General features: G+C 73.5%; 9 protein-coding genes. 7 read left to right on the top strand and 2 right to left on the bottom strand.

The window, feature by feature from the left end:
• Positions 1 to 322 precede the first annotated feature (322 nt).
• Positions 323 to 1,624, top strand: coding sequence for a cytochrome P450 family protein (locus tag KY5_RS11605; protein ID WP_098242165.1), 1,302 nt, complete (start codon positions 323 to 325; stop codon positions 1,622 to 1,624).
• Positions 1,621 to 2,709, top strand: coding sequence for a methyltransferase (locus tag KY5_RS11600; protein WP_098242164.1), 1,089 nt, complete (start codon positions 1,621 to 1,623; stop codon positions 2,707 to 2,709). Before KY5_RS11605 ends, KY5_RS11600 begins: the two co-directional genes overlap by 4 nt.
• Here the strand turns inward: KY5_RS11600 and KY5_RS11595 are convergent.
• On the bottom strand, positions 2,684 to 2,911 hold the full coding sequence (locus KY5_RS11595) for a response regulator transcription factor (protein ID WP_098242163.1): 228 nt from the start codon (positions 2,909 to 2,911) through the stop codon (positions 2,684 to 2,686). The genes KY5_RS11600 and KY5_RS11595 overlap by 26 nt on opposite strands.
• A 259-nt stretch (positions 2,912 to 3,170) precedes the next feature.
• Between KY5_RS11595 and KY5_RS11590 the strand changes: the two genes are divergently transcribed.
• The 4 genes from KY5_RS11590 to KY5_RS11575 all read left to right on the top strand — a co-directional run bounded on the left by KY5_RS11590 (position 3,171) and on the right by KY5_RS11575 (position 16,469).
• The gene (locus KY5_RS11590; RefSeq protein ID WP_098242162.1) at positions 3,171 to 4,457 is read left to right on the top strand and encodes an MFS transporter; all 1,287 of its coding nucleotides are present in this window, start codon (positions 3,171 to 3,173) and stop codon (positions 4,455 to 4,457) included.
• On the top strand, positions 4,454 to 7,765 hold the full coding sequence (locus tag KY5_RS11585) for a type I polyketide synthase (protein WP_098242161.1): 3,312 nt from the start codon (positions 4,454 to 4,456) through the stop codon (positions 7,763 to 7,765). The genes KY5_RS11590 and KY5_RS11585 overlap by 4 nt, the downstream gene beginning before the upstream one ends.
• Positions 7,762 to 15,687 carry a non-ribosomal peptide synthetase gene (locus tag KY5_RS11580; protein WP_098242160.1) on the top strand — a complete coding sequence of 2,642 codons (7,926 nt, stop codon included), beginning with the start codon at positions 7,762 to 7,764 and terminating at the stop codon, positions 15,685 to 15,687. Before KY5_RS11585 ends, KY5_RS11580 begins: the two co-directional genes overlap by 4 nt.
• Positions 15,688 to 15,968: 281 nt before the next feature.
• Positions 15,969 to 16,469: a hypothetical protein gene (locus KY5_RS11575; RefSeq protein WP_098242159.1), complete on the top strand. Its 501-nt coding sequence runs from the start codon at positions 15,969 to 15,971 to the stop codon at positions 16,467 to 16,469.
• 100 nt (positions 16,470 to 16,569) lie between these two features.
• Here KY5_RS11575 and KY5_RS11570 read toward each other — a convergent pair whose 3' ends face one another.
• On the bottom strand, positions 16,570 to 17,328 hold the full coding sequence (locus tag KY5_RS11570) for a hypothetical protein (RefSeq protein WP_159072508.1): 759 nt from the start codon (positions 17,326 to 17,328) through the stop codon (positions 16,570 to 16,572).
• A 138-nt stretch (positions 17,329 to 17,466) separates the two neighbouring features.
• On the opposite strand from KY5_RS11570, the gene KY5_RS11565 reads away from it, so the two are divergent.
• Positions 17,467 to 18,411, top strand: a complete 945-nt coding sequence (locus KY5_RS11565; protein WP_199843034.1) for a phosphotransferase family protein — start codon at positions 17,467 to 17,469, stop codon at positions 18,409 to 18,411.
• Positions 18,412 to 18,413: the final 2 nt, after the last annotated feature.

Raw genomic sequence — 18,413 nt, 5'->3', positions numbered from 1 at the left:
GGGCTGGTCCAGATTGCTCAACGTCTTTACTGACGTTCACCGGCGGACAACTCCCGGCGCGCTTGTGATCGTTGATCTTCCGGCGTCGAGTGTGTCCCGTCACACTTCGGCCGCGCTCACACCGCTGTATCAGCATTCAACTCGCGGCCGCTATTCATTCTTTATCGGAGGCCCGCGCCACACGCGGGGGCGGAGACCGGCCGCCGGCCTCAGCCTCGGGTCGGAGGGGCGATCCCCTGTTCCAGACGGACGACACGGGCCGCGCACGGTGCGATCGTGGGCCGGTCGCCCGGGACCAGGAGAGACAGATCAGGAGATGCGGATGCCGGTTCAGTCGCGGTCCGAACCGTTGGCCGGATTCAGCCCCTACGTCCTGCTGACGCGGCCCGAGGAGACGCACCGGCTCATCCGCGCCGAGCCACCCGTCAGGCTCGTCCGCGAGGAGAGCGGCTTCACCTACTTCCTGGTGTCGGGCCACGCGGAGGCACGCAGGGCGCTGCGCGACCCGCGGCTCTCCAACGATCCGCGCCGCCTGGGCCACGCGTCCGGCGCCGCCGTCGCGTACTCACCCATGGCCAACGACGATCCGCCCGCCCACACCAGGCTGCGCCGACTCGTCTCGCACGGGTTCACCCGGCGCAGGATCGCCGCGCTCGAACCCCGCATCGAGCGCACGGTCGCGGAGCTCCTCGACGCCGTGACGCCCGCGGGACACGCGGACCTGATCGCCGACTTCGCCTTCCCGCTGCCCGTCCTCGTCATCAGCGAACTCCTCGGCATCCCCACCGCCGACCGCCCGGCCTTTCGCACCTGGGCCTCGCGCACCCTCTCCGTGGAGACGGGTCCCCGCACGCGCGACGAGCGGTCGCGCAGGCTGCGGGCGTACTTCGGCGGGCTCGTCGAGGAGAAGCGGGCAGGCGTACGGCACGACGTACCGGCGGACGAGCAGCCCGACCTGCTCAGCGCGCTGCTCGTGGCACAGGAGGACGGCGGGCTCAGCGACGAGGAACTCGTGGGCCTCGCCATGCTGGTCCTCGTCGCGGGCCACGAGACCACCACCAACCTCATCGGCAATGGCCTGCTCACGCTCCTCGCCCACCCCGACCAGTTCCGTGAGCTGCGCGAGGATCCGGCGCTGCTGCCCGGCGCGGTGGAGGAACTGCTGCGCTTCGAGGGGTCCGCGGGGCAGTCCTCGCTGCGGGTCGCCGTCGAGGACGTGGAGCTCGGCGGGACGCTCATCCCCGAGGGGTCCGTGGTGAACGTGGGCCTGTCCCTGGCCAATCGGGACCCGGACGCCTTCGGGGGAGAGCGGAGCGCGGGCGCGGGCCCCGACCGCTTCGACATCCGGCGCGCGCCCAACCCCCACCTCGCCTTCGGGCACGGCATCCACTTCTGCCTCGGCGCGCCCCTGGCCCGCGCCCTCGCGTCGTGCGCGTTCGCGGCGCTCTTCGCGCGGCTGCCGGGACTCGCCCTCGACGTACCGCCCGCGGAGCTGCGCTGGCGGCAGATCAGCATCCTCTGCGGCCTGACGCGCCTGCCCGTGTCGTTCCGACCAGGACCCGGCCCCGCAGGCCGCCCCGAAGACCGTCCCGCCATCCGATCCGAAGGAGCGAGCGCAGAATGACCACGGCCGACGCCGCCACGGAACACGAGACCGCCCACGACCACGCGGCCGCCCCCGCCTTCGACCCCGGCGCCGCCGCGCACCTCTACCGGCTCGCCTTCGGCTTCGTACCCGCGCAGATGATCCACGTCGCGGTGCGGCTGCGCCTGCCCGACCTGCTCGCCGACCGCACCTGGAGCGCGGCCGACCTGGCAGCGGAGGCGGGCGTCCAGGCGCAGGCGCTGCGCCGCGTGCTGCGCGGCCTCGCCTCGCTGGGCGTGGTGACCGAGACGGACGAGGGCGGCTTCCACCTCGCGCCCGCCGGGCAGCTGCTCCGCTCGGACGTGCCGCACTCGCTGCGGCCCATGCTCCTGCCCTACTTCGACGAGGGCATCTGGGCCGCCTGGGGCGGTCTCCTGGACGCCGTGCGTACGGGAAGGCCCTCCATCGAGACGGTGACCGGCGGCCCCGTCTTCGCGTACTTCGAGCAGAACCCGGAGCTGGGGGCCCAGTTCCACGCGGCCATGGCGGTCAGCGCGCAGGCGGAGGCGTGGGCCGTCGCGGAGGCGTACGACTTCTCGGACGTCGCCACCGTCGTCGACGTGGGCGGCGGCGACGGCACCCTGCTGACCGGACTGCTCACCCGGCACCCGCACCTGCGGGGCGTGCTCGCCGACACCGCACAGGGCGTCGCGGGCGCCGTGGACCGGTTCGCCGGGGCGGGCCTGGGGGAGCGGTGCGACGTCGTGGCGGGGGACTTCTTCGCGTCCGTGCCGCCGGGCGCCGACCGCTACGTGATCAAGAGCGTGCTGCACGACTGGGACGACGACCGCTGCGTGGACCTGCTGCGCAACTGCCGGGACGCGATGAGCGACACGGGACGGATCATGGTCGTGGAGATCGTGGCGCCCCCGGTCGTGGACACGGGCACCGACCCGTTCCTCGCGGTGAGCGACCTCACCCTGATGGTGCTCACGCCCGGCAGGGAGCGCACCGCCGCGGAGTTCGACGAACTCTTCCGGCGCGCCGGGCTCGAACTCGTCGCGCGGAGCGAGCCCTTGGGATTCAGTGGCTACCGGATCATCGAGGCCCGCAGTTCTCGGTGAGGCTCAGCCGGATGAGATGCGCCACGGTGGGCGCGGAGCGCTTGTTCCTGATGCGCCGCAGATAGGTGCTCACGGTGTGCACGCTGATGCCCATGCGTCTGGCCACTTGCTTGTGGGAAAGTCCCGCCGCGATATGCGCGAGCACCTGACGTTCCCTGAGGGACAGGGCCGGTGCGCTCTCGGGACGACTGTGTGCTGGCATTTTCCCTCCGTGAGGGACTCTCAACTCTGCTGCGGTCAGGGCCGCGACTTGATCTAACCATGGTCACGAGCAAACACAAAGGAAACCTTGCATCCCGAGGGGTGAGACGGACCTATTGACTCCCCGCCTAGTTGTCAAGTCACCAATTCGGGGGACTTTAGGTGTCGTTCGGCGCGAGTGAGTGTGAAGACGGTCTCGGCTGACGGCGGCCGTGCACGACCAGTGAGTGGCAGCCCATCAGCGGACCAGGGGGGAACGCTTGCGGCACTTTCGCCTGCTTGTCGTCGGCAACGGCGTCTCGGCGTACGGCAGTTATCTGAACATGGTCGCCCTGAACGTCTTCATCTACGAGGTGACCGACAGCGCGCTCGCCGCGGGCCTCTTCATGGCCGTACGCCTCCTGACGAGTGTCGTGTCCGGCTGGGCCAGCGGCCGCCTGGTCTCCCGCTACGACCGGAAACGGCTGATGGTCGGCGCGGACCTGACCCAGGGCGCCGCCATGGTGGCCCTGCTCGTCGCCCCCGACGGGGCGCGCGCCGGGCTCCTCTACGTCCTGGCCGTCGTGACCGGATTCTGCTCCACCCTGTCGGGTGTGGCGCTGCGCAGCAGCATCCCCGAGATCGTCGGCGGCGAGCTGCGCCTCCGGGCGAACGCGCTGCTCGCGACCGGGCGTTCCCTCGCGATGATCGCCGGGTTCGCCTCGGCGGGCGTCCTGGTCGCACAGCTGGGCTACACCGCCGCCATCGCCCTGGACGCCGCCACCTTCGCGGTCTCCGCCAGTGTCCTGTTCTCGCTGCCCATCCGTACGAACGCGGGACGGCGGGCGAAGTCGGACGCGGTGGGGAAGGGCGCGGGGGCAGCGGCGAGCGGCAAGGAGGAGCGTGAGCCGAGCACCGGTTCGCTCATGCTGCTGCGCGCCGCCCCCGTGCTCGCCGTCATGATCGTGGTGCGGGCCGCCGACGGCCTCGGCTCGTCGTCGCACAACGTCGCCCTGCCCGTCTACTCCAGCGGCCTCGACCCCTCCCATCCGGCCACGTTCATCAGCCAGTTCTGGGCGACGTGGGCGATCGGCAACATCGTGGCGCAGCAGATCTGCAGCCGCTTCGCCGGGCGCGGGAAGTGGCAGGGGCCGGGGGAGCGGGCCTTCGCGATCGGCTCGTGCGTCATGTCGGCCGCGTTCATCGTGGTCTTCACCGGGCTGCCCACGGTCGCGGCGATCGCGGCCGCGCTGGTGGCGGGGATGGCCGACGGTCTCACCGAGACCGCGTACGTCACCCGGCTCCAGGCGGCGCCCGACGAGCAGCGCGGCCGGCTCTTCGGCCTCTCCGCCTCCGTCGAGAACACCGGCTTCGGCCTCGGGATGCTGGTCAGCGGCGCACTCCTGGACCGCTACTCGCCGCTGCACGTCGTGGGCCTGCTGCACGGCGTGGCGATCGTGCTGTGCGCCGCGCTGTTCGTGGTCCTGGTGCGGCAGGGGCGCCAGGGGGAGGCCGCGTCCGCGCCGCCCGCCGAGCGTACGGAGCCCGTGGAGAAGGAGATCCGATGACAGGCCACCGTCACCACGAGCACCACCACTCGCCCGCCCCGCGCGACGCCGTCGCCGTCGTCGGGATGTCCTTCCGGCTGCCCGGCGCGGACACCGCCGAGGAGTACTGGCGCACGATCCACGACGGCGCCGACCGCATCCGCCGCTTCACCGAGGCCGAACTCGCGGCGGCCGGAGTCCCCGAAGAGCGCTACCGCGCGGCCGAGTTCGTCGGCGCGAGCGGCGTCCTCGAGGACATCGCGGGCTTCGACGCGGGCTTCTTCGGGATGAGCGCGCAGGAGGCCCGCATCACCGATCCGCAGCACCGGCTGTTCCTGGAGTGCGTGCACCACGCCCTGGAGGACGCCGGGTACGCGGGCACCGCCCAGGCGTACGACGGCTGCGAGGTCGGTGTCTACGCGAGCACCGGCTACCACCTCTACTCCCTCCAGACGTACCTCCTCAACAACGTCCTGCGAGGCGGCGTCGACGACTGGGTGGCCGGACTCCAGGTCACCGTCGGCAACTTCACCGACTTCACCGCCAACCGCGCGGCCTACCGCCTCGGTCTGACCGGACCCGCCGTCAACGTCCAGACGGCGTGCTCCAGTTCGCTCACCGCCGTGCACCTCGCCGCGCGCTCCGTGGCCACCGGCGAGTGCGACATCGCCGTCGCGGGAGCCACCGCCGTACACGTGCCGCAGGTCATCGGCTACGAGTACGTCAAGGGCTCCATCCTCTCCAAGAGCGGCACGCTGCGGCCCTTCGACGCCGACGCGGACGGCACCGTCGGCGGCACGGGCGTCGTCGCCGTCGTCCTCAAGCGACTGGACGAGGCCGTCGCCGACGGCGACCACATCCACGGCGTGATCCGCGGCTCGGCCGCCAACAACGACGGCGCGGGCAAGCGGACCTTCACCGCGCCGAGCGCCGAGGGCCAGCGGGCGGTCATCCGGCGCGCCCTGGACAGGGCGGGCGTCGACGCGGCCACGGTCGGCTACCTGGAGACGCACGGCACCGGCACCTTCAAGGGCGACCCCATCGAGTTCGACGGCGCCACCGCCGCGTTCCGCGAGGACACCGACGCGAGGAACTACTGCGCGCTCGGCTCGGTGAAGGCCAACATCGGTCATCTCGACGTGTGTTCGGGCCTGGCAAGCCTCGTCAAGGCGCTGCTCGTGCTGCGGCACGGCGTCATCCCGCCGATGGCCAACTTCCGCCGCGCCAACCCCGCACTCGACCTCGCCGCGAGCCCGTTCCACATCCCCGAGGCCGCGCGCCCCTGGCCACGGGGCGACGTGCCGCGCAGGGCGTGCGTCAGCTCGTTCGGGGTCGGCGGCACCAACGTCCACGTCGTCCTCGAAGAGGCACCCGAGCCCGCCCCGCGCCCCGCCGAAGCGCCGCGCCCGCCCGGCGTCCTGCTGGTCGCGGGCCACACCGCGGCGGCGCTGACCGACAACGCCCGCGCCCTGCGCGACCATCTGCGCGCGCACCCCGGCACGCACCCCGCGGACCTGCTGACGACGATGGCCACGGGCCGCGCCCACCGCAGGCACCGCATCGCGCTGCGGGGCGACACCGTGGGCGCGCTCACCCACGCCCTCGACACCTGGCTCGCCGACCCCCGCCCCGCCGACGGCGGCACCGACGGGGCCGACACCGGCTTCCTCTTCACCGGCCAGGGCAGCCTCCACCGGGGCGCGGCCCGCCCCCTCTACGACCGCTTCCCCGTCGTACGGGAGGTCCTCGACACCTGCGAGCGGCAGTACCGCGCGCTCACCGGCGACGAATCCGGCCTGCTCGACGTCCTGCTCGGTGAGCCGGGCAGGGCCGGAGCGGACACCGATGACGTCCTGCCCACCGACCTCGCGCAGCCCGCGCTCTTCGCGTTGCAGTGCGCGCTCGTCGCGCTGTGGCGGACGGCCGGCATCGCGCCGCGCGTGGTGGCCGGGCACAGCGTCGGCGAGTACGCGGCGCTGCACGCGACGGGGGCGCTCTCCGCCGAGGACGGGCTGCGCCTGACTGTACGGCGCGGGGAGCTGATGCGGCGGCACTGCGCGCCCGGCGCGATGGTCGCCGTCACGCTCGACGAGCGCGCCGCGCGCGACCTGGCCGCCGAGGTGCCGGGCGTGACGCTCGCGGTCGTCAACGCGGCCGACAGCCAGGTGCTCGCGGGCCCTGCCGAAGCGATGGCCCGCCTGACGGAACTGCTCGCCTCGCGCGCCGTGCCCGCCAGGGCGCTGCCGGTGCGGCAGGGCTTCCACACCGCCCTGATGGACCCGGTGCTCGACGGGCTGCGCGCACTGCTCGCGACGGTCGAACTCCGTCCCTGCGACGTGCCGTTCGTGAGCGGACTGGACGGGCGCACCAGGGCGCGGGGCTGGCTGCCGGACGCCGACTACTTCGTACGGCAGGCGCGTGAGCCCGTGCGGTTCGCCGACGTGCTCGCCGAGCTGGGCGCGGCGCACCCGGAGGCGGGCGCGCTGGTCGAGATCGGCCCGCACACCACGCTCAGCGGTCTCGCGCGGCGGGCCCTGCCGGGCGTCACGGCGCGGCCGACCCTGCGGCGCGGCGCCGGGCTCGCCCCGCTCTGGGACGCGGCAGCGGACCTGTACGGGGCGGGCGCGCCGCTCGACTGGCGCCCCTTCCTGGCAGGGACGGGCCGCAGGATCCCCCTGCCCGGCTACCGATTCCAACACAAGGACTACTGGACAGGACCGGAGAACTTCCTTCCCCGGTCCGCACAACGGGCAAGGGATGGGGCCGAAGTGGGACAGGACGAGGCAGCGGTCGAGCGCGTGCTCCAGCACGTCGTCAAGGTGACCGCGAAGCACCTCAGCTACGACACGAGCGAGATAGCCGAGGACGCGTCGTTCTTCGACCTCGGCGCCGACTCGCTCCAGATGATCGGTGTGCTCCGCGAGCTGGAGGAGGAGCACCGGGTCAAGGTGTCGATGCGGGAGCTCTTCGAGGAGGCGGGCACGGCGCGGGGGCTCGCCGTGATCATCGTGGGGAAGGCGGGGGGTGGCGGGGCGCCGGTGACGGGGGCTCCCGCCGTGCCCGCGCCCGTGCCGTCGGCGCGTGAGCCCGAGCCCGAGCCGTTCCGGGCGCCTGAGCCGGTGGCCGTGCCCGCGCCGGTGGCCGCGCCCGAGGCCCCGTCCGCGGTCGGCGCGCCCGCTCCGGCCGCCGCCCCGGTCGAGTACGCCACCCGCCAGGAGGTCCAGGACCTCGTGCGCCAGGTGCACCAGCTCTCCCAGATGCAGCTCCAACTGATGGGCCAGCTCTCGCAGTTGCTGGCGGCCCAGACGGCGGGGAGGGCGGACCGGTGACCGGGACCGACTCCGCGTCCGACTCCGTGTCCGTCTCCGCGGCGGTCGACCAGGACCTCGCCGCGATGGCCGAGCTCTCGCGGCGCATCACCGAGCAGATCGGTACGCCGCCCCAGGCGCCCGCCGAGGCCCCCGCGCCGCGCCCCGCCCAGCACGGGCCCCGCCTGGAGGTGCCCCGCGCCTCCGGCATGGTCCGCGGCGGCGCCCCCGACTCCCAGCGGACCCACCTCGACGACCTGGTGCGCCGCTACACCGCCAAGACGCCCACCTCGAAGCGGATCGCCCAGCGCTACCGCAGGGTGCTCGCCGACAGCAGGGCGGCGGTCGGCTTCCGCAGCAGTACGAAGGAGATGCTCTACCCCATCGCGGGGCGGCGGGCGAGCGGCTCCTGGCTGGAGGACGTCGACGGCAACCGGTACGTCGACATCACCATGGGCTTCGGCGTGCTGCTCTTCGGCCACGAGCCCGCCTTCGTCGCCGACGCGGTCCGCGAGCACCTCTCGCGCGGCATCCAGCTCGGCCCGCGCAACGTGGAGACCGGTGAGGCCGCCGAACTGCTCGCCGACCTCACCGGCATGGAGCGCGTCGCCTTCGCCAACTCCGGTACGGAGGCGAACTCCGCCGCCATCCGGCTCGCCCGCGCCGCCACCGGACGCTCCCGCATCATCACCTTCGAGGGCGCCTACCACGGCCACAACGACAACGTGCTCGGCCGCTCGCCGCGCACCGGCGGCGAGGGCCTGACCACCGTCCCGATGTCCGCGGGCGTCCCGCACAACGCCGTCGCCGACCTGCTGGTCCTGCCGTACGGCAGCGCGGAGAGCCTCGCCGTCATCGAGCAGCAGGCCGGGGAGATCGCCGCGGTCGTCGTGGAGCCCGTGCAGAGCCGCCACCCCGCCCTCCAGCCCGCCGATTTCGTGCGCCGCCTGCGCGAGCTGACCCGGCGGCACGGCATCGTGCTGCTCTTCGACGAGATGCTGACCGGCTTCCGGCCCGCGCCGCGCGGCGCCCAGGAGCTCTACGGGGTCACGCCCGACCTGGCCACGTACGGCAAGCTGCTCGGCGGCGGCTTCCCCATCGGAGCCATCGCGGGCCGCGCCGACATCATGGACGGCATCGACGGCGGCCACTGGAACTACGGGGACGACAGCTATCCGGCGGCCGACACCACGTTCTTCGGCGGCACCTACATCCAGCATCCGGTGTCGATGGTCGCCGCCCGCGCCGTGCTGAGCCACCTCAAGGAGCACAGCCCGCGCCTCCAGGAGCGCCTGAACGCACGGACCGACGAACTCGCCCGTACGCTCAACGCCTTCTTCGAGGCGGAGGAGTTCGCCCTGAGCATGAGCCACTTCGGCTCGATGTTCCGCTTCGAGCACCGCGCGGACATGGAACTCCTCTACCACCACCTCATGCTGCGCGGCGTGCACGTGTGGGAGTGGCGCAACTTCTTCCTGTCCACCGAACACACCGACGCGGACGTCGAGTTCATCGTGGACGCGGTGCAGGGGTCCCTGCGGGAGCTGCGCGAGGCGGGGTTCTTCCGGGGGACGCGGAAGCAGCCCGCCGCCGGGCCGGTCTCGGCACCGGCTCCCCGGACGGCGTCCGTACCGGCGCCCCGGGTCGAGCCCGCGCCGGAGCCGCGCCCCAAGCCCGTCGCCTGGAACGGCGCGGCCGCGTCCGCGCAGGCGCGGCCCGCACCCCTCCCGGTGGCGGACGCGCCTCAACGCGCAACCCGACCCCTCGACTTCGGTGTCTACTTCTTCGGCGACTACCCCCAGGACGAGAACGCGCCGCGCCGCGGCAAGTACGACCACCTCCTGGAGACCGCCCGGTTCGCCGACCGCAACGGCTTCCACTCGGTGTGGATCCCCGAGCGGCACTTCCACTCCTTCGGCGGCCTGTTCCCCAACCCGGCCGTGCTCGCCGCCGCGCTCGCCGGGGAGACGGAGCGCGTCCGGATCAACGCGGGCTCGGTGGTGCTTCCGCTGCACGACCCGATCCGCGTCGCCGAAGAGTGGTCCATGGTCGACAACCTCTCCGGCGGCCGCATCGGCATCGGCTGCGCGAGCGGCTGGCACGCCAACGACTTCGTGTTCTTCCCCGGGCGCTTCGGCACCCACAAGGAGAAGATGTACGAACAGGTCGAGCAGGTAAGGCAGTTGTGGCGCGGTGACCCGGTGCGGCGCACCACGGGCGACGGCGAGGCGGAGCTGCGCCTCTTCCCGCGCCCCGTGCAGGACGCGCCGCCCATGTACACGGCCGTGGTCGGCAACCCCGCGTCCTACGAACTGGCGGCCCGGCACGACCTGGGCATCGTCACCAACCTCATGACGCAGGGCGTGGAGCAACTGGGCGAGAACATCGCGCTCTACCGCCGTACGCGCGCCGCGCACGGTCTGGACCCCGACACCGGACGCGTCGCGGTCCTGCTGCACACCTACCTCGCCGACGACCACGCGGCGGCCCGCGCCGAGGCACGCGATCCGCTCTCGCGCTACATGCGGGCGTCGCTGTCCCTGTTCGGCGGGGTCGCCAACAGCCTGGGTCACCAGGTCGACCTGTCGGCGATGTCCGACGACGACCTGGACGTGGTCTTCCGCCGCGCCTACGACCGCTACTGCGACCAGCGGGCCCTCATCGGCAGCCCGGAGAGCGTGCGGCCCGTCGTCGACGGGGTCCGTGCCGCGGGTGCCGACGAGGTGGTGGCACTGGTCGACTTCGGCGTGGACCCGCCCGCGATGCGGGAGGGCATGCACCGCCTGAACGAGCTGCGCCGCACGTGCACGACGCCTTCGTCGGCGCATCCGGCACCCACTCGGCCCTCGGTCCGGGTCTCGGCCCCGACCTCGGCTCCCACCCCGGCCCCGGCCCCCGACCCCGGCGCCCCCCTCTCCCCGGGCCAGCAGCGCATCTGGTTCCTGGAGCGGATGCTGCCGGGCCGTACCGCGTACAACGAGGTCAAGGCCATCGAGCTGGACGGGGATCTGGACGTCACCGCCCTGCGTGCCGCCCTCCGCGCCCTCGCCGAGCGGCACGAGCAGTTGCGGACCGTGTTCCGTGAAGTGGGCGGCGCGCCGCAGCAGTTCGCACGGGCGGCCGGTGACGTGGACTTCGCCGTGGTGGACGGCACGGGTCCCGGGGATGCCGTCGCCGAGCTCCTCAAGGCCGAGAGCGGTCGCCGCTTCGACCTCGCGGGCGGACCACTGTTCGTCACGCGCCTGGTCACGCTCGGTGCGGCGCGGCACGTCCTCGTGCTGTCCCTGCACCACATCGTGATGGACGCGGTGTCCGCGGGCGTGCTCGCCCGTGACCTGTCCGCCCTCTACCGCGCCGAACTCGCGGGCGCCCCCGCGGCGGAACTCCCCGCCCTGCCCCGCACCTACGCCGACCACGCCCGCGAACAGCTCGCCGCGCTCGACGCCGCGAAGGGCGCCGAGGACCTGGCGTACTGGAAGAAGGCGCTCGAGGGCGAGCTGCCCGTCCTCGACCTGCCCGCAGACCGCCCGCGCCCCGCCGTCCTTTCCTCCAACGGCCGCGCCCTCTTCCGCACTCTGGACCCCGAACTCAGTGAGAGTGTGCGGAAGTTGGGAAGGCGGCGGCGCAGCACCCTCTTCATGACGCTGCTCGCCGGGTACGCCGCCGCCCTGCACCGCGTCACCGGGCAGGACGACCTGGTGATCGGCACCCCGATGTCCGACCGCACCTCCGCGTACGAGAACGTGGTGGGCTTCTTCGTGAACACCCTGGCGCTGCGCCTCGACCTCTCGGGCGACCCGGACTTCGGCACGCTGCTCGACCGGGTGCGCGCCGTCGCCCTGGACGCCTACGACCACGCCGACGTGCCCTTCGAGGCGGTCGTCAAGGAGCTGGCGCCCGCACGGGCGATCGACAGGACCCCGGTCTTCCAGACCCTCGCCGAGTTCGAGACGGCGGACCCCTTCGTCTTCGACCTGCCCGGCGTCCGCGCCACACCGCTCGACTCGGGCCCCGACAAGGCGTTGACCGACCTCAGCGTGTACTTCACCGACGGCGCTGACGGCATCCGCTGCCACCTGGAGTACTGCACCGACCTCTTCGACGAGGCGACCGTCGACGCGCTCTTCGGGACGTTCCGTGACGTGCTCGCCGCCGCCGTGCGCGACATCGGTACGCCCGTCGGGGGACCGGCGCGGGCGCCCGAACCCCTCGTGCCCGAGGCGTGGCGCGCGGGCCCGGTCAGGCCGCGCACGCGCAGCACCGTCGACGCCCTGACCGCACGCTGGGCCGAGGCCGCCCCGCACCGCATCGCCGTCAGCAGCGGTGAAGTGACGCTGACCTACCGGGAGTTGAACGAGCGGGCCGACCGGCTCGCGGCCGTCCTGCGGGAGGAGGGCGGCGGCGCCGACGTCCCCGTCGCGCTCTGGCTGCCGCGCCACACCGACCTGGTCGTCGCCATGCTCGCGACGCTCAAGTCGGGCCACGGCTATGTGCCGTTGGACCCCTCCATCGGCAGGGCCAGGGGTGCGGCCGTACTCGCCGAGTGCGGCGCGCGGGTCGTGGTGACCGGTGGCGGGCGGTCCGACGTGCCCGACCTGCCCGCCGGTGCCAAGACGGTCGACGTCCACGCCGGCCCGATCCGGCTGGACGCGGCGCCCCCGCAACCCGTGGACCGGGACCCCGAGTCCCTCTGCGTCGCGATCTACACCTCCGGCAGCACCGGCGCCCCCAAGGGCGTCGCGCTGCCGCACCGCGCCGTCTCCGACCTGTGCCAATGGCAGCACGAACGCTTCGGGTTCAGCGCGCAGGACCGTGCCGCCGCCGTGTGCAGCCAGAGCTTCGACGCCGCCGTCCTGGAGATCTGGGCCGCGCTGACCGCGGGCGCCACGGTCGTCATCGCCGACGACACGGTCCGCAGGGACCCGGCCGCGCTCGCCCGCTGGTACGCCGAGCAGCGGATCACCTTCTCCATCCTGCCGACCGCGCTCGGCGAAGCGGTCCTCGCGCTCCCCGACGACCAACAGCCGCCGCTGCGCCACCTGTTGCTCGGCGGTGACGTCCTGCGCACCCGGCCGCGCCCCACCGCTCCGTACGAGACCGTCAACGTCTACGGGCCCACCGAGGTGACCGTCCTGTGCACCACGCAGACGGTGACACCCCTGGCGCCGGGCGCGGCGGACCCGGACCCGATCCCGATCGGCTTGCCCGTCGACAACGTCACGCTGCGGGTCCTCGACGCGGACGCCCGCGAGGTCCCGGCGGGGGCGCCGGGGGAGCTGTACGTCGGCGGTCCCGGAGTGGCCACGGGGTACCTGGGTCGCCCGGACCTGACCGGGGAGCGCTTCGTACGCGATCCCCTCGACCCGGCGGGCGGCCGCCTGTACCGCACCGGTGACCTGGTACGACGGCGTGCCGACGGGGCCCTGGAGTTCCTGGGCAGGTCCGACGACCAGGTGAAGATCCGTGGCTACCGGGTGGAGCCCGAGGAGGCGTCGCGGGCGCTCAACGGTCTGGACGGGGTGGCCGACGCGGTCGTCCTGCCCCGCCGCGACCGGCGCGGCGACGCGTACCTCGCCGCGTACGTCGTGCCCGCGGCCCCCGCCACGGGACGCGAGCGGGAGCTCGCCGACCGGCTGACGGCGGACCTGTCGCAGCGGCTGCCCGACTACCTGGTCCCGCACGCCTGGTCGGTCCTGCCCCGACTCCCACTCTCCGGCAACGGAAAGCTGGACAGGGCGGCCCTGCCCGACCCGTCCCTGGTCACCGCGACGGCGGCCGCGCCGCCCGAGCGGAAGGAACCGGCAAAGGCGGCTGGGACGGGGGCCGTCGAGGAACGCCTCGCGCGGCTGTGGGCCGACGAGTTCGGCGTGACCCCGGCGTCGATAGCCCCCGACGCCTCGTTCTTCGACCTGGGCGGCCACTCCATCACGGCGATCCGCCTGGCCAACAGCGTGCGGGAGGAGTTCGGCAGGGAGTACCCGATCGCCCGCTTCTACGAAGAGCCCACGTTGGGCGCGATGGCGGCGTTCCTGGGTGGGGGCGGGGTGGGCACGGCCGAGGCGGCCCGCGAGGAGCCCGGCTCTGCGGCGGGCTCTGTGGCGGGCCCGGCGGTGGGCTCTGTGGCCGGGGGCGTGACTGGTTCTGGCACCGGTGGGGCGGCTGTCGCTGGGGCTGGCCTGGTGACTGGTTCTGTGGCTGCCTCTGGGATCGGCCCGGCGGTGGGCTCTGTGACCGGGGATGTGACCGGCAGGGCGGCTGCCTCTGTGGCGGGCCCGGCGGTGGGCTCTGTGGCCGGGGGCGTGACTGGTTCCGGTACCGGTGGGGCGGCTGTCGCTGGGGCTGGCCTGGCGGCTGGTTCTGTGGCTGCCTCTGGGACCGGTCCGGCGGTGGACTCCGTGACCGGCAGGGCGGCCGCCTCCGCGGCGGGCCCGGCGGTGGACTCCGCGACTGGCTCCGCGACCGGAGCCGCGATCGGCTCCGCGACCGGCCCGGCGGCCGCCTCCGCGGCCGGAGACGCGGCCAGCTCCGCGACCGGCCCGGCGACCGGCTCCGCGGCCGGCGACACCCTCGCCTCCGCGACCGGCCCGGCGACCGGCTCCGCGGCCGCCGCAACCCCCGCCTCCGCGACCGCCGCAACCCCCGCCGACATCCTCGACCGCGCCCCCCTCACCGCCCAGCAGCGCGCCTTCATCGACCGGCACCGCACCCACCCCCGCCCGCAGATCTACAACGTGGCGATGCGCCTCACCCTCACCGGCGACCTCGACGTACCGGCCCTGCGCGCCGCGCTGAGTCAACTCGTCGCCCGGCACGAGGCGTTGCGCACCCGCTTCGTCCAGGACGGGGGCGAGTGGTGGCAGGAGGCGCTGCGGCCGAGGCCCGTCGAACTGCCCGAGGAGGACCTCCTCGCGCGGTGCGGCACCGTCGACGACGCCCTGGAGGAGGCGGAGCGCATCGGCGCCGAGACCGCGGCCGCGCCCTTCGACATCGAGGCCGAACTCGCGCCGGTGTTCCGGCTGTTGCGCACCGGGCCCGACCGCAGGGTGCTGCTCTTCGTGCTGCACCACGCCGCGTGCGACGGCTGGTCGGTCAGCATCCTGCTGCGCGAACTGGCCGCGCTGTACCGGGCCGCCGTCACCGGCGTCCCGCACGGCCTCGCGGAGAGCGTGCCGCAGCCGGGCGAGTACGCGCGCTGGCAGCTCGAACACTCCCGTACGCAGGACAAGGACCGCCTCGTCGACCACTGGGCCAGGGAACTGGCCGACGCGCCCTTCGAGTTGGCGCTGCCCCTGGACAGGCCGCGCCCCGAGGAGCTGAGCGGCGCGGGCGACGTCGTCCTGTTCACCGTCCCCGCAGCGGTCCGCGCCGACGTCGAGGCGCTGGCGCGCAGGCACCGTACGACGCCGTTCGTGGTGACGGCCGCGGCGTTCGCGCGTCTCGTCGGCGAGGTGTCGGGGGAGAGCGACACGGTGCTCGGCATCTCCTACGCCAACCGCGAGCGCCGCGAGTTCGAGGCGCTCGCCGCCTGCACGGTCTCCTCGTTCACACTGCGCGTGCGCGGCGGCGAAGCCTCCTTCGGACCGCTCGTCGACCAGGTGGCGCGCAGTGCCGTGGCGGCGATCGACCACGCGGCACCGATCCGTGCCGTGGCGGCCGAACTGACCGCCGCGCTCGGCAGGGAGGTCCCCGACCGGCTGCCGCTCGGCTTCCAGTACCAGAGTTCGCTGGAGACGGAGATCGACCTGCCGGGGGTGACCACGGCGGTGGAGGACCTCGCGGTCTCGGGTGCCCGTTCGGAGTTCAACTTCGGTCTGATTCCGACGGGGGACGTGCTCTCCGGCTACCTGGAGTACTCCAGCGACCTGTGGGACCGCTCGACGGTCGAGGCCTGGACCGACGCGTACGTCGATCTGCTGGCGAAGGAGGTCGCCGCCGCGCTGTGACGCGGGCGGGGGGCCGACACGGCTCGACCGGTATTGGTCGTGACATGTCAAGGATCCCGGGGACGGCCTTGCCGTCCCCGGGATCCTGTGCCTCAATGGGCAGCGATCCGGAGTGCTGACGACCCGTCAGGGCGAGCGAAGGGCACCCGCGTTCCGCACCGACATCTCCCCCCCCACATCTCCACCCCCCACATGATCGGTCCCCACCTGATCAGCTTCACCTGATCAACCGCACCTGCTCCACCCCCGCTTGATCCCCCCACCATGAAGGCAGGTCCTCCATGCGACACGGCAGATTCGGCACGGGCGGCACCGGACGCACGGCCCGCACCGGCATAGGCGCCGCACTGGCCGCGGGCGCGCTCGCCGCCGGTGCCCTCGCGATGGCACCCGCGGCAGGCGCGGTGGAGCCGCAGTCCGCCACCCTCTCCTTCGACTGCGGGTCCTACGGCTCGGGAACGGCGACGCTCACCGCCGCCCAGGACGGCACCAACGCGACCATCGAGGTGTCCACCTCCGCGATCACCGCTCCCATCGACATCGGCGCGGGCTCCGTCAACTCGACGCTCACCCTGACCAAGAACGGCAGCGGCACCACCGACTTCACCGGCAACGCCAACCCGGCCATCCCCGCGGGCGGCGCCGTCTCCACGGGACCGCTCAAGGGGACCGTCGCCTCGGGCGACAGCCTCGAAGGCAAGTCCCTGAAGATCGTGGTCCTCGGCATCACCGTGACCTGCAACGCGACGTCGGCGCAGACACCGGGGCCGTTCGTGTTCTGACCCACGCGTCCTGACGCGCGCGGCACGGCACGCACGCCGGGCGGCTCCCCGGGGACGGGAGCCGCCTTCCGCCGTGTCCCGCGCTGTCCGGCCCCGCCGGTCACGCCCCGGTGGCCAGCGCGCGCCAGTACTGCTCCTTGCCCTCGTCGCGAACGACGTAGCCGAGGCCCCGCGCCATCCCCGTCAGGTCCCGCGCGTCCTGCCCGGCGTCCCGCTTCAGCGCGGCCTTCCGCGCCGCGAGCAGCGCGTGCACCTCGGCGGGCAGGTCGGGGGTGCCGGGGATCCAGCGGTGGAAGTGCGACGCGTAGGGGTCGCCGTCCCGCCACGGGTAGCCGTGCGCGCGGAACGCCTCGGCCAGCGCGGCGGCGCGCGGCGCGTGCCCGCCGCGCACGAGTTCGCCGGAGTCGGCGTCGAGCAGTACGAGCTCCTTGCCGTCGACGAACACCGCGGAGACGTCCGCCCGTCGGAAGGTCCGCGGCTCGTCGCCCCGCTTGATCCGGACCTGTGTGTCGGTCAGCTCCAGCGTCATGTCCTCGGCGAGCGCGATGAAGGCGAGGACGACGCCCGCCGCGAGCCCGGCCACCATGACGAGCCCGGTCTGCCAGAGCGCGTCGAGCCCGCCGACGAACTCGACGGCGTTCCGCCAGGGGAGCACCGGCGATCCGGAGGCCCAGCGGGCGAGCCGGGGCAGCGCGAGGCCGAGCACGAGGCCGACGGCGGGGAGGCCGACGAGCAGCAGGAGCAGATCCCCGCGCGGGTGACCGAGCGAGGTCGTCCCCCCGCGCACACCCGCACGCGCGCCCTTCTGCCCTACGCCCTCTCCTGCCCCTTCTCCTTCGCGGAACCGTTCGTCCAGCATCCCGTGGTGCTCCGTTCGTCCCCGTGGGCGCGCCGCCGTCGACCGCCTTCCCCCGGGACGCTAGGGCTCCGGCACCGCCCGTCGCTGCCGCCGAAAGTCGCTCGCGGCCCTACTTCGGTAGCGAGTACGGTGCCGGTCATGCTGCCCGAGGTGATCACTGAGGAGGACTGGGACCGCGTCGTCCCCGACGAGACGGTCATGCGGCCCGGTGCCGCCGACCTCTGCGCCGGGCTCGGTCTCGCCGGGGCGTCCCTGACCCGCTACCCGGAGGGCTCGCAGCCGGTCTACGCCGTCGGTGACGAGCACGTGCTGAAGCTCTTCCCCGCGGCCGCCGCTCAGGACGGCATCACGGAGGCCCGCGTGCTGAGCCACGTCGAGGGCCGCCTCCCCGTCCCCACGCCCCGGGTGCACGCCGCCGGGGCGTACGAGAACGGCTGGCGCTACGTCCTGATGTCCCGCCTGACCGGCGAGGACCTCGCCACCGCCTGGCCGCGCGCCCCGCGCGCCGCCCGGGAGCGCGTGGTCACCGAGGCCGCCGAGACGCTCGCCGCGCTGCACGCGCTCGACCCCGAGCCGCTCGCCGACGTCCTGGGACCCGGCGACTGGGGCGCGTTCCTCGAACGGCAGCGGTCCCGCGCGGTCGAGCGGCAGCGCGAGCGCGGACTCTCCCCGGAGTGGCTCGACCAGATCCCCGACTTCCTGGCCTCCGTCACCCTGCCGTGCGCCACCGACGGCGCGGCGGCTCAACACGCCCTGCTGCACACCGAGTTCATGCGCCAGCACCTGACCGTCGAACCCGCCGACGGCTGGCGGCTCACCGGACTCCTCGACTTCGAGCCCGCCATGATCGGGGACCGGGCGTACGACTTCGTGGGCGTCGGCCTCTTCGTCACGCGCGCCGAGCCGGGGCTGCTCGCGCGCTTCATGAAGGCGTACGGCAGGACGTACGATCCGCGCCAACTCCTCGCGTACACCCTGCTCCACGTGTACAGCAATCTGCCCTGGTACCTCCGGGAACTGCCCGCCCCGCCCGCACCGCGTCTCGACGCGCTCGCCGAGACGTGGTTCGGACAGGGGACGTAGGG

The sequence above is a fragment of the Streptomyces formicae genome, from assembly GCF_002556545.1.
Taxonomy (GTDB): domain Bacteria; phylum Actinomycetota; class Actinomycetes; order Streptomycetales; family Streptomycetaceae; genus Streptomyces; species Streptomyces formicae_A.
This window is presented reverse-complemented; position numbering and strand designations above follow the sequence as displayed.